Genomic DNA, 12,479 nt, shown 5'->3' with positions numbered 1-12,479 from the left:
GCCTTAGATCGACAATTTATCAACGCGTTTGCCACCGTAGATCAGGTTCACGATACAACGTGTACCAATAATGGCGGTGAACATTGAAGTTAAGATACCGATAGATAGAGTAACTGCGAAACCTTTCACCGCACCTGTACCGACCGCAAATAGAATGATTGCAGTAATTAGTGTTGTGATGTTCGCATCAGCAATCGTGCTGAATGCATTCGCGTAACCTTGGTGAATTGCTTGTTGTGGACTGCGTCCATCACGAATTTCTTCACGGATACGCTCGAAGATCAGTACGTTCGCATCAACCGCCATACCGACTGTTAACACGATACCGGCTATCCCTGGAAGCGTCATGGTAGCGCCTGGAATCATCGACATAACACCAATGATAAGCACCAAGTTTGCCATTAGAGCGATGTTTGCAATCAAACCAAAGCCGCGGTAGTAAAGCAGCGTAAATAGCATTACGGCAACCATACCCCAGATACATGCTTGGATACCCATATCGATGTTTTGCTGGCCCATTGATGGACCAATGGTACGTTCTTCAACGATAGAGATAGGTGCAATCAGTGCACCAGCACGTAGTAGAAGTGCTAGGTTGTGTGCTTCTGCAACAGAGTCGATACCTGTGATACGGAAGTTACGACCAAGAGCCGATTGAATCGTTGCTTGGTTGATGACTTCTTCATGCTTATCCAGAATAACTTTGCCTTCAGGCGTACGACGGCCACTGTCTTTGTATTCTGCAAACACGGTAGCCATTAGCTTACCAATGTTCTTCTTAGAGAACGCAGACATCTTATTACCACCTTCGCTGTCTAGCGAGATGTTAACTTGTGGACGACCATATTCATCAACACTTGAGCTTGCATCTGTGATGCTTTGACCGCCAAGAATAACGCGCTTCTTAAGCACAACTGGGCGACCATCACGGTCCATCTTGATTTCACTACCTGCTGGCGCACGACCATTTGCCGCTGCCGATAGGTCAGCTTTATCATCAACTTCACGGAATTCAAGCGTTGCCGTAGCTCCGAGAATTTCTTTTGCACGAGCAGTGTCTTGAACACCAGGCAGTTCAACCACAATGCGACTAGCACCTTGACGTTGAACCAATGGTTCCGCAACACCTAGTTCGTTGACACGATTACGTAAAATCGTAATGTTTTGCTCAACAGCATAGTTACGGATCTCTTGTAAACGTTGCTCAGTAAAGGTGGCAGTAAGAGCGTAACGGCCATTTGAATCAGAATCGACAAAAATCATGTCCGGGTGATTCTTTTCTAGCGTTGCTTTCGCTTCTGCTAATTGCTCTTCGTTACGCAACAACACTTCTACCGCTTCTTTTCCAGAAGGGCGGATTGCACGGTAACGAATCTTGGCGTCACGAAGTTCGCTACGGAAAGCTTCTTCTTGTTGACCAACAAGCTTTTCCATCGCTGCATCCATATCCACTTCCATTAAGAAGTGAACACCACCGCGAAGGTCAAGACCTAGCTTCAATGGTGACGCGCCAATCGCTTCTAGCCAATCGGGTGTAGAAGGTGCAAGGTTAAGTGCAACAATTGTGTCTTTGCCTAGCGCTTCGCTGATGACATCACGAGCACTGATTTGTGTGTCAGTGTCGTTAAAACGAACAAGAATTGATCCATCTTCGAGAGCAATGGATTTATGAGAAAGTTGCTCTTTGTTAAGAGCAGTAGTGACAGCATCCAGCGTTGACATATCTACAGAGGCGCCACGCGCCCCTGTAACTTGAATAGCCGGATCTTCACCGTAGATATTTGGAAGTGCGTATAACGCAGCGGTGATGATGGCAAAAAGCACCATCAAGTACTTCCATAATGGATAACGGTTTAGCACAGCGAGGATCCTTTAGCTGTTTTATAGAGACTTAAGCGTACCTTTTGGTAGCACTGCAGTGATGAAGTCTTTCTTGATTACTACTTCATTGTTCGCGTTAAGCTCAATTGAAATGTAGTCATTGTCTTCAGCAATCTTAGTGATTTTACCCACTAGGCCACCGCTAGTTAAAACTTCGTCGCCTTTGCCCATAGAAGCCATTAGGTTTTTGTGTTCTTTTACGCGTTTCGCTTGTGGGCGATAAATCATGAAGTAAAAGATCACTGCGAACATGCCAAGCATGATTAGCATTTCAAAACCACCGCCTGCTGGCGCGCCTTCTGCTGCTGCGTGAGCCTGAGAAATAAACATTAAAACATCCTCATTATATTTTATTGATAATCAAACAAATTGGGCTTTCGCATTTTAGATTCAAGTCTGAGAGTAACTAATAGAGATCGCTCTCTCAAAAATAACGTGCGTTAGCCTACTTTATTAGCAAAAGCCTCTGGCGACATGCCAAAGGCTTTAATTCTTTTAGTTTTTCAATTACTGCTCTTTTGCTAGTGGTGGCACTTCACGGCCACGACGCTCATAGAACTCAGTAACAAATTCATCGAAGCGATCTTCATCAATTGCTTTACGAATGCTTTCCATCAGACGTTGGTAGTAACGCAGGTTATGGATTGTATTCAAGCGAGCGCCTAAGATTTCATTACAACGCTCTAAATGGTGAAGGTACGACTTGCTGTAGTTTTGACAAGTGTAACAGTCACAATGCGGATCCAATGGTGTTGTATCCGTTTTATGTTTCGCATTACGGATCTTGATCACACCACCAGTCACAAATAAGTGACCATTACGTGCGTTACGCGTTGGCATTACACAGTCAAACATGTCGATACCACGACGAACACCTTCAACCAAGTCTTCTGGCTTACCTACGCCCATCAAGTAGCGAGGTTTGTCTTCAGGAAGTTGAGGACAAGTATGCTCAAGAATACGGTGCATGTCTTCTTTAGGCTCACCTACTGCCAAACCACCAACCGCATAACCGTCAAAACCGATTTCCGTTAGACCTTTTACCGACACATCACGTAAATCTTCGTAAACACCACCTTGAACAATACCAAATAGGTTGTTTGGGTTTTCTAGCTTCTCGAAGTGGTCACGTGAACGCTGTGCCCAGCGTAATGACATTTCCATCGATTTCTTCGCTTCATCATGTGTCGCTGGGTATGGCGTGCACTCGTCAAAAATCATAACAATATCAGAGCCCAGGTCTTTTTGAATTTCCATCGACTTTTCTGCGTCCATGAAAATCTTGTCACCGTTTACTGGGTTACGAAAATGTACACCTTCTTCAGTGATCGTACGCATCTTACCAAGGCTGAATACTTGAAAGCCGCCTGAATCAGTAAGAATAGGACCGTGCCAGTTCATAAAATCGTGCAGGTCACCGTGCATTTTCATCACTTCTTGACCAGGACGTAGCCACAGGTGGAACGTATTACCTAGCAGAATTTCTGCACCAGTACCTTTTACTTCTTCTGGTGTCATACCTTTAACGGTACCGTAAGTACCTACTGGCATGAACGCAGGAGTTTGAACAGTGCCGCGTTCGAAAGTCAGTTGACCACGACGTGCATTGCCGTTTTTCTTCTTAAGATCGAATTTTAATTTCACGATGCCTCCGGGTGTCAGAGAAACAGTCTGACTGAGTGTTTAGGGCTCTACCCTACTTTAAGGAGCGGTCGCTTTTCCTTGCGAGAGACAAAGCAATGGATGCTTTATTTCCTAGCTTACTGCTAGCACTCGTAAATCTATTTTTAACTACGCCGTTTTCTTCTTGATGAACATTGAATCGCCATACGAGAAGAAACGGTATTTGTTTTCCACCGCATGTTTGTAAGCATTCATGGTGTTCTCGTATCCAGCAAATGCACTCACCAACATGATCAATGTTGATTCAGGCAAGTGGAAGTTTGTGATCAAGCAATCCACTAGCTGATATTCGTAACCAGGGAAAATAAAGATTTCAGTATCGCCAAAGAATGGGGCCAGCTCAGTCCCTTTTTGCAATGCGTCTTGCGCTGCACTTTCAAGTGAACGCACAGATGTGGTACCAACAGCAATAATTCGTCCGCCACGCGCTTTCGTCGCTTTAATTGCGTCGACGACTTCTTGTGGTACTTCTACGTACTCGGCATGCATGTGGTGATCGTTGATATTTTCCACTTTTACTGGCTGGAATGTACCCGCCCCAACGTGCAAAGTAACGTAAGCAAACTCTGCACCTTTCGCTTTGATTTTCTCCAAGAGAACATCATCAAAGTGAAGGCCCGCCGTCGGTGCCGCAACCGCACCTGGCTTTTGATTATATACCGTTTGGTAACGCTCTTTATCTGCATCTTCGTCTGGACGGTCGATGTAAGGAGGAAGCGGCATATGGCCGATTTCTTCCAGAATTTCTAGTACCGTCTTATCAGAACTAAATTTCAGTTCAAATAAAGCATCATGGCGTGCAACCATTTCTGCTGAATATTCATCATTCTCGCCAACAATAATGGTTGTACCTGGTTTTGGTGATTTAGAGCAACGAACGTGCGCGAGGATGCTTTTCTCATCCAACATGCGCTCCACCAGCACTTCTAATTTACCGCCCGATTCCTTGCGGCCAAAAAGACGAGCAGGAATAACACGAGTATTATTAAACACCACTAAGTCACCGGGTTGAACTTGGCCCAATACATCAGTAAATGTGCCATCAATGAGCTCTCCGGTATTGCCGTCCATTTGCAGCAGTCGGCTAGCGGTACGCTCTGGTTGAGGGTAGCGAGCGATGAGTTCATCTGGAAGGTCGAAATGGAAATCTGATACTTGCATGTTACTTGTCTTATCTATTGGTCAAATCACGTCTAGGCGACGATAAAATTGCGACGAGTTTTTCGCAGCAGACTAGTATATGTTTACATGCTGCAATAGCAAGCAAATCACCAGAATATAGCAGTAAAAGCCATGGTGAAGAGTGTAATAAAACGTGAAAAGCCTCGATTACTTGGCACTATTTTTAATTTGAGCCCCAAAGAGAGAACATGAAAAAAGCAAAGCAACGTATACCGCTGCTTATTAGTTTGGCATTCCAATCGCCCTATCAAACCTCACGCTTTCGCCACAAGAATAACGGCACGAATAAACCCAATAACCAAAACCCTAGACTGCCACCTTCATCATCTGAGCCTTTGAAATCACAGTTATTGGTCGCAATGCCATCGTGACACTCTTTATTGTCACCACTTTCATTGTTAGCACTTTTGATAAAATTCGGCGCAATGATGTAACGACTTGGTGGCGCATCGGCAGTGATGTAAGACTGTACCCAGTCGTAATAGTGGCTCACCTTGGTGTAGAAACTTGGGATCGTCAAAGAGCCACACGTTGGTAGAATAAGGGGGCCGCCACTAACAATACCAATTTGTTTGCCGGTCGCCACATCGACCAACGGGCCACCACTGTCACCTTTACATGCAGAGTTGCCATATTGAGTATGGCTATCTGGCTCCAATACATGGTTTTGTGTTGGTAGCGTACAAATTTTGGTTTGGTTGTCTCTTGAATCAATGATCCCCGGAAAACTGCTGCCAATTTCTAAACGCTCATAACATTTGTCGATGGGTAAAAATGTGCTAATGGTGGTTTTGAGCGTATTAGAAGGTTCAGAAGCATCCGGCTGAGTAGCCCCCCATCCAAACACTTGCACATTTTCGACACGTTGATTGGTCAGGTAATTATCGTTCCAATCCGCCACCAAACGTGCTTCGATACTCTCCATGTCAACTTTACTCGCTAGGTCAGCAAAGTTCGCGTTTGCCACTGGGCGCGTGAGATACAGCAACGCGATGTCTGAATCTAAACCGGTTTGGATAGGTTTCACGTTGCCATTACTGTCGGTCTCAGCTTTTGAAATCCGGGTGTAATCCGGATGAACCACAACGTGAGACACCGGATAAAAGTTATCAAGCCCTGCAGAATTAAGTTCATACGCATTCGCATTCACCGACAGCTCACCCGGCGGGGTCACATAGTAGGTTGCTTCATTGGTTCCTTGTCCCATCACCACACAGTGCGCCGCAGTCAGTACCCATTGCTCTGTCAGCATCGTTCCACCACACAGCGGAAACTCTGCCATGTTACTTGCTCGCAAAGTAACGCGGTCAACAGGATCGGTTTGTTCATCTCCTAACACAATCGCCTGTGTTGATGGCACACTGAATGCCGCCACTGCCAGCGCAATAAGTTTGTTACACGTTGTTCGTTTCATCTAGGTTGCTGTCTTCAATTTGGTAAGCCTGGACGTATCTTCTTCGAGAGAAGAATCTTGGAAAATCCAGCGAATAAAAATGTGCGATTCAATTCATTGGATTACCTTGGGAACACATTCAATATCAACTAAAAATGCCAACTGACTCGCACACAAACCGACTTATTCAAATTAATAAAAACACCAATAAAACACAGATTACGCAGCCCATCAGCATTGTGCTATTTAATTGATGAAAAACGAGTTAGCTCCCAGATATACAGAAAAATATTCTCTATATTTAAGAGAAGGACAATGCCGCTGGAGGTCTCTATGATCAAGGTTGAAGACATGATGACTCGTAATCCTCATACCTTACTGCGCACGCACACCTTGCGTGATGCAAAAAGCATGATGGATGCGCTTGATATTCGACACATTCCGGTTGTTGATGCCAATAACCACTTACAAGGCTTGGTGACTCAACGCGACATTCTTGCTGCTCAAGAATCGAGCTTGCACCCAGATGAGGCTGAACAATCTTTTACTTTAGACACACCGCTCTACGAAATGATGCACACCAATATCATGACGGCAGAGCCTATCGCGGGGCTCAAAGAGAGCGCTATCTATATGCAAAAGCATAAAGTTGGCTGTCTACCTGTTGTCACCAAAGGTCGATTGGTCGGCATCATTACTGACAGTGACTTTGTGACCATTGCGATTAACTTATTGGAACTGCAAGAAGAAGTGGAACCTGAAGAAATCGAGCAGGAAGAGTAGTACGCAAGCGTATTCTCTTTGTTGTAAGTTTCGTTTTTACACCGGTTAAACGAAAAAAGAGCGGCAGGGTTGCCGCTCAAAATGCCATTACTGACGCTGATTAAGGAAGTGTTTCTCTGCCAATTAGAATTGGTCTTCTTCGGTCGAACCTGTCAATGCTGTCACTGAAGAGTTACCACCTTGGATAGTATTGGTCATTCTATCGAAGTAACCTGTACCTACTTCTTGTTGGTGCGCAACAAACGTATAGCCTTTTTCAGCTGCTTGGAATTCAGGACGCTGAACTTTCTCAACATAATGACGCATACCTTCACCTTGAGCGTAAGCGTGCGCCAGTTCAAACATGTTGAACCACATGTTGTGAATGCCTGCTAGCGTGATGAATTGGTACTTGTAGCCCATGTCTGCCAACTCTTGTTGGAACTTAGCAATGGTTTCTGCATCTAGGTTCTTCTCCCAGTTGAAGGACGGCGAACAGTTGTACGCCAACAATTGATCTGGGTATTCAGCGTGAATTGCTTCTGCAAACTTACGTGCTTCTTCCAAACATGGCGTAGCCGTTTCACACCAAATCAAGTCTGCATATGGTGCGTAAGCCAGGCCGCGAGAAATCGCTTGGTCGATACCCGCGCGAACGCGGTAGAAACCTTCTTGAGTACGCTCACCTTCGATGAAGTCTTTATCATATGGGTCACAATCTGAAGTAATGAGATCCGCCGCATTCGCATCAGTACGAGCAATAACTAATGTTGTTGTACCCGCTACGTCAGCAGCCAAACGAGCTGCAACGAGCTTTTGTACCGCTTCTTGCGTAGGAACTAATACCTTACCACCCATATGGCCACACTTTTTCACCGATGCTAACTGGTCTTCAAAGTGAACGCCCGCGGCACCGGCTTCGATCATCGATTTCATTAGTTCGTAAGCGTTAAGCACACCACCAAAGCCCGCTTCAGCATCCGCTACGATAGGTAGGAAGTAATCAATACCACCTTCATCTTCAGGCGTCTTACCAGCAGCCCACTGAATTTGGTCTGCACGACGGAATGAGTTGTTGATACGCTTTACTACTGACGGTACAGAATCTACTGGGTAAAGAGATTGGTCTGGATACATCGTCGAAGCGGTGTTGTTATCCGCCGCTACCTGCCAGCCTGACAAGTAAATCGCTTCAATACCTGCTTTAGCTTGTTGAACCGCTTGACCACCCGTTAGCGCACCAAGACAGTTTACGTAACCTTTTTTCGCACTACCGTTGACCAGTGACCAAAGTTTGTCTGCACCACGTTGTGCAATTGTGTTTGCAGGCACCATAGAGCCACGCAGTTCCACCACTTCCTCGGCAGTGTAAGTACGCTTCACATTTTTCCAGCGTGGGTTAGTTGCCCAGTCTTTTTCCAGAGCTTCAATTTGTTGGCGGCGAGTTAAGTTAGTCATTGGTCTATCCCTCTTTATAATTTGCACTTTATGCGTGTGCGTTGAGTTTCCGTTCTCAGGCAGTACTTCCCTATCTGCCTTGAAAATCCTTCACGTTATTGGTGTTACAGTTATTCTTTATTAATCCAGGTAGTCATAACCAGGAACTGTCAAAAAGTTGGTCAGTTCATCGCTCGTCGTGAGCCTTGCCATTAAGTCTGCTGCTTCTTCAAATCGACCCGCATGGTAGCGCTGCTCGCCAATTTCTTGCTTCACAACTTCAATCTCCTCTTTGAGATAGAGCTCGAACAGCTCTTTAGTGACCTTTAATCCGTTGTCTAGCGACTTGCCGTGTTGAATCCATTGCCAGATAGAGGCGCGTGAGATTTCTGCCGTTGCTGCGTCTTCCATCAGTCCGTAAATCGGCACACAACCATTGCCAGAAATCCAAGCTTCGATGTATTGCAGCGCAACGCGAATATTGTGGCGCATTCCGCCTTCAGTGCGCTCGCCTTCACAAGGCTCAAGCAGTTCAGCTGCTGTAATAGGCGCATCCTCTGCACGGCTCACATCCAACTGGTTGGTGCGTTCACCCAGCACAGCACTAAAGACTTCCATAGCAGTGTCAGCCAAACCTGGATGAGCCACCCAAGTACCGTCGTGGCCGTTGTTAGCTTCTAACGATTTGTCAGTCTGGATCTTGTCTAATACTTTTTGATTCTCTTTCGGGTCTTTAGCTGGGATAAATGCGGCCATTCCTCCCATCGCGAAAGCACCTCGTTTATGGCAAGTACGTACCAATAATCGCGAGTAAGCGTTTAAGAATGGCTTGTCCATCGTTACCACTTGGCGATCTGGCAGTACTCGGTCTGAGTGTTTTTTCAATGTTTTGATGTAGCTAAAGATGTAATCCCAGCGACCACAGTTCAAACCAACGATGTGTTCTTTAAGCGAGAACAGAATCTCGTCCATTTCAAATACCGCTGGTAAGGTTTCAATCAGCACAGTCGCTTTGATCGTGCCTGTATCCAAACCGAAATAGTCTTCCGTGAAATGGAACACTTCGCTCCACCACTTCGCTTCGTGATGCGATTGCAGTTTTGGAAGGTAGAAATAAGGGCCGCTGCCTTTTTGAAGTAACGCTTTGTAGTTGTTATAGAAATACAGAGCGAAATCGAATAGCGCACCAGGAATGATCTGACCGTGCCACGTAACGTGTTTTTCTTTTAAATGAAGGCCGCGAACACGGCAGATCAACACCGCTGGGTCATCTTCCAGCTGATAATGTTTGCCATTGCCAGGATTGGTGTAACTGATGGTGCCATTAACAGCATCGCGCAAGTTAATTTGACCATCTAGCACTTTACTCCATGCAGGAGACATTGAATCTTCGAAGTCTGCCATGAACACTTTTACATTCGCATTCAGTGCGTTAATCACCATCTTGCGGTCAGTTGGTCCGGTAATCTCCACACGGCGATCTTGCAGATCTTGTGGGATTCCTAGGATCTTCCAACTTCCTTCACGGATGTCTTGTGTCTCTGGTAGAAAATCTGGTAGCTCACCAGCATCAATACGTGATTGCTTCTCTTCTCTTGCTTCCAGCAACTGTTCAACACGTCCGGCAAATTTTTCACACAGTAGAGATAAAAAGGTTTGGGCTTCAACAGGGAAAATTGCTTGATGTTCTGGAGCAACGACTCCATTCACCTCAAGCATGCCTTGGGTTTGCTTTAGTTGTTGTGTTTTTTGTTCTGTCTGAGCAAGCATAATCATTCATCCTTAACGTGCTTTATCAATCTTGGGCAGTCAGCGTAAAGCTACATTTGTAAGTTATGAACAACAAATTACATCCTTTAACTTTGTGTTCAACTCGTCTAGCCATGCCGATAGATTGCGTAATGCTACGTGTATTTTCAATCTAGACATAAGTCGTATCGGCCTTTAAATAAGCTATATCAACAAGGGGTTTAGTGAAACCCCCAATATAAACAAAACAGAAAATTCAAAGTTTTATTCCGCAAGGTAAAAACCATCTATCAAGCGCCTTATTTTGTAAGTTATTACGTAATAAAATTACATTAAATTTAAAGTCGTTTTATCATTTCAAACAAGCGTATGAATATAGACTGGTAAACAAACACCTTGTATTCACAAGGGCTGAAGAGATGTATTTAAACAGGGGTCAAACAAGGTATGCAGGGCTTTGTGTAAAATTAACATTGTGAAATTTCACTATTTTATGAAAGCTTCATCAAAGAAGAGCTGTAAAATTTTACAAGTCAAAGTTTACCAACAGAATAAAATACTAGAAAGCGCACTGTTTCCAGTGCGCTTTTAGATAAATAATGGAGAAGTAAGGGCTAATACTAATAGCTAAAGCAGCTCTGAAACGACTTCTGCAAGTTGATTAAATGTTTTCGTTCTTGACGAGCTCGGACGCCAAACTAAGCCGATTTCGCGATAAGCTTGTTTACCAGGAGGATCGATCACGACTAAATTCTGGTTATGCAGCAAGCCATGGTCGATAGCCATTTGAGGAATGAACGTTGTTCCCAAACCATTCGCAACCATTTGCACCAGTGTATGGAGGCTGGTTGCCGTAAACGGATTGATTTTTTCTTTGTCTGTTAATTTACACGCTGATACCGCATGTTCCGTTAAGCAATGTTCTTTCTCTAGTAGAAAGACGGATTCGTCAGGTAAATCCGCGTAACGAATCGGCACAGGGACCGATTGGGCTTGATTAGCGCTTATAACCATTCGAAACGGATCCTTACCCACTACTCGGCTTTCCATCCCATCAATTTCGACTGGTAACGCTAAAATAAGCACATCCAGCTCACCATGTCTGAGCGCTTGAAGTAAGTTTGTCGTCGTGTCTTCTCTTAATAAAAGATTCAGTTGTGGAAAACGGTAGTTCACCTCTTGTACCAAATCACACAGTAAAAACGGAGCAATTGTTGGTATACATCCTACTTTTAGCTGGCCTTGCATATCGTCGCCTTGGCACATACGTCCAAGCTCGACCAAATCTTGCCCTTTTGCTAACAGCTCTCGCCCCTGCTTTACTACCATTTCTCCTGTTTGGGTAAAAACCAGTGGACTTTTCTTATCTTTCTTTTCATATAAGGGACAACCTATCAATTCCTCTAAGTTTTGAATACCCTTACTTAAAGTCGACTGACTGACAAAACAACGCTCTGCAGCGTCACTAAAATGTCTTGTTTCATGCAGTGTGACTAAATAGTGTAACTGCTTCAAACTGGGCCATTTATTCATAATTGTATTTGTATCTACCGCCGTTCCAGTGATCGAGTTAAGAGTTTTGTTATTATCGTTTTTTTCGATTAACTCAATCTATTTATTTCGCTTTTTTCAATACTACAATCTGTACTATAGTTTGTCTCGTACAAACACGAACCAAACCGACACAACTGAATTCGGTTTGGAGCTAACCATACTTTTTAGGAGCAAAAAAATGGTACTAGTAGGTCGTCAAGCCCCTGATTTTACTGCAGCAGCTGTTCTAGGTAACGGTGAAATCGTTGAAAACTTCAACTTTGCAGAGTTCACTAAAGGTAAGAAAGCAGTAGTATTCTTCTACCCACTAGATTTCACTTTCGTTTGCCCATCTGAGCTAATCGCATTCGACAACCGTCTAGCTGACTTCCAAGCTAAAGGTGTTGAAGTAATCGGTGTTTCTATCGATTCTCAGTTCTCTCACAACGCATGGCGTAACACTGCTATCGAAGATGGCGGTATCGGTCAAGTTAAGTACCCACTAGTTGCTGACGTTAAGCACGAAATCTGTAAAGCTTACGACGTTGAGCACCCAGAAGCAGGCGTTGCTTTCCGTGGTTCTTTCCTAATCGACGAAGCAGGCGTTGTACGTCACCAAGTAGTTAACGACCTACCACTAGGCCGTAACATCGACGAAATGCTACGCATGGTTGACGCTCTTAACTTCCACCAGAAGCACGGCGAAGTATGTCCTGCACAATGGGAAGAAGGTAAAGCAGGTATGGACGCATCTCCAAAAGGTGTTGCAGCGTTCCTATCTGAGCACGCAGCTGACCTAGGCAAAAAATAATAGACCTTCACCCTAGCTCAACGGGTGTGATGGTTGGATGTATATAAA

The 12,479-nt window shown here is 44.6% G+C and carries 10 protein-coding genes; 2 read left to right on the top strand and 8 right to left on the bottom strand.

The window, feature by feature from the left end; translation table 11 throughout:
- Positions 1-3 precede the first annotated feature (3 nt).
- The 5 genes from secD to KJB35_RS08535 all read right to left on the bottom strand — a co-directional run bounded on the left by secD (position 4) and on the right by KJB35_RS08535 (position 6,160).
- On the bottom strand, positions 4-1,860 hold the full coding sequence (secD, locus tag KJB35_RS08555; protein ID WP_285356712.1) for a protein translocase subunit SecD: 1,857 nt from the start codon (positions 1,858-1,860) through the stop codon (positions 4-6).
- Positions 1,861-1,881: 21 nt separating this feature from the next.
- The gene (gene yajC / locus KJB35_RS08550; RefSeq protein WP_005381725.1) at positions 1,882-2,211 is read right to left on the bottom strand and encodes a preprotein translocase subunit YajC; all 330 of its coding nucleotides are present in this window, start codon (positions 2,209-2,211) and stop codon (positions 1,882-1,884) included.
- A gap of 177 nt (positions 2,212-2,388) precedes the next feature.
- Positions 2,389-3,525 (bottom strand): tRNA guanosine(34) transglycosylase Tgt, encoded by a 1,137-nt coding sequence (tgt, locus tag KJB35_RS08545; RefSeq protein ID WP_005381727.1) that lies wholly within the window; start codon positions 3,523-3,525, stop codon positions 2,389-2,391.
- Between the two features lie 147 nt (positions 3,526-3,672).
- On the bottom strand, positions 3,673-4,725 hold the full coding sequence (gene queA, locus KJB35_RS08540) for a tRNA preQ1(34) S-adenosylmethionine ribosyltransferase-isomerase QueA (protein WP_025768859.1): 1,053 nt from the start codon (positions 4,723-4,725) through the stop codon (positions 3,673-3,675).
- A 268-nt stretch (positions 4,726-4,993) separates the two neighbouring features.
- Positions 4,994-6,160: a trypsin-like serine protease gene (locus KJB35_RS08535; protein ID WP_017820563.1), complete on the bottom strand. Its 1,167-nt coding sequence runs from the start codon at positions 6,158-6,160 to the stop codon at positions 4,994-4,996.
- A gap of 312 nt (positions 6,161-6,472) precedes the next feature.
- On the opposite strand from KJB35_RS08535, the gene KJB35_RS08530 reads away from it, so the two are divergent.
- Positions 6,473-6,922, top strand: a complete 450-nt coding sequence (locus KJB35_RS08530; protein WP_017820562.1) for a CBS domain-containing protein — start codon at positions 6,473-6,475, stop codon at positions 6,920-6,922.
- A gap of 123 nt (positions 6,923-7,045) precedes the next feature.
- Here KJB35_RS08530 and aceA read toward each other — a convergent pair whose 3' ends face one another.
- The 3 genes from aceA to KJB35_RS08515 all read right to left on the bottom strand — a co-directional run bounded on the left by aceA (position 7,046) and on the right by KJB35_RS08515 (position 11,620).
- Entirely contained in the window at positions 7,046-8,359 is a 1,314-nt protein-coding gene (gene aceA, locus KJB35_RS08525) for an isocitrate lyase (protein WP_005381733.1), read from the bottom strand.
- A gap of 120 nt (positions 8,360-8,479) precedes the next feature.
- Complete coding sequence (aceB, locus tag KJB35_RS08520; RefSeq protein ID WP_213908030.1) at positions 8,480-10,108, bottom strand: malate synthase A; 1,629 nt, start codon at positions 10,106-10,108, stop codon at positions 8,480-8,482.
- Between the two features lie 606 nt (positions 10,109-10,714).
- Positions 10,715-11,620, bottom strand: a complete 906-nt coding sequence (locus KJB35_RS08515; RefSeq protein WP_005383681.1) for a hydrogen peroxide-inducible genes activator — start codon at positions 11,618-11,620, stop codon at positions 10,715-10,717.
- 199 nt (positions 11,621-11,819) lie between these two features.
- On the opposite strand from KJB35_RS08515, the gene KJB35_RS08510 reads away from it, so the two are divergent.
- Entirely contained in the window at positions 11,820-12,431 is a 612-nt protein-coding gene (locus KJB35_RS08510; RefSeq protein WP_213908031.1) for a peroxiredoxin C, read from the top strand.
- Positions 12,432-12,479: the final 48 nt, after the last annotated feature.

Origin of the sequence: Vibrio sp. D431a (assembly GCF_030248655.1) — a bacterium.
Lineage (GTDB): Bacteria > Pseudomonadota > Gammaproteobacteria > Enterobacterales > Vibrionaceae > Vibrio > Vibrio alginolyticus.
This window is presented reverse-complemented; position numbering and strand designations above follow the sequence as displayed.

What these genes read in the sequence shown, in the direction of transcription:
- KJB35_RS08510 (WP_213908031.1), top strand. Translation starts at nt 11,820, where the DNA reads ATGGTACTAGTAGGTCGTCAAGCCCCTGATTTTACTGCAGCAGCTGTT.
- queA (WP_025768859.1), bottom strand. Translation starts at nt 4,725, where the DNA reads ATGCAAGTATCAGATTTCCATTTCGACCTTCCAGATGAACTCATCGCT.
- aceB (WP_213908030.1), bottom strand. Translation starts at nt 10,108, where the DNA reads ATGCTTGCTCAGACAGAACAAAAAACACAACAACTAAAGCAAACCCAA.
- aceA (WP_005381733.1), bottom strand. Translation starts at nt 8,359, where the DNA reads ATGACTAACTTAACTCGCCGCCAACAAATTGAAGCTCTGGAAAAAGAC.
- KJB35_RS08530 (WP_017820562.1), top strand. Translation starts at nt 6,473, where the DNA reads ATGATCAAGGTTGAAGACATGATGACTCGTAATCCTCATACCTTACTG.
- KJB35_RS08515 (WP_005383681.1), bottom strand. Translation starts at nt 11,620, where the DNA reads ATGAATAAATGGCCCAGTTTGAAGCAGTTACACTATTTAGTCACACTG.
- KJB35_RS08535 (WP_017820563.1), bottom strand. Translation starts at nt 6,160, where the DNA reads ATGAAACGAACAACGTGTAACAAACTTATTGCGCTGGCAGTGGCGGCA.
- yajC (WP_005381725.1), bottom strand. Translation starts at nt 2,211, where the DNA reads ATGTTTATTTCTCAGGCTCACGCAGCAGCAGAAGGCGCGCCAGCAGGC.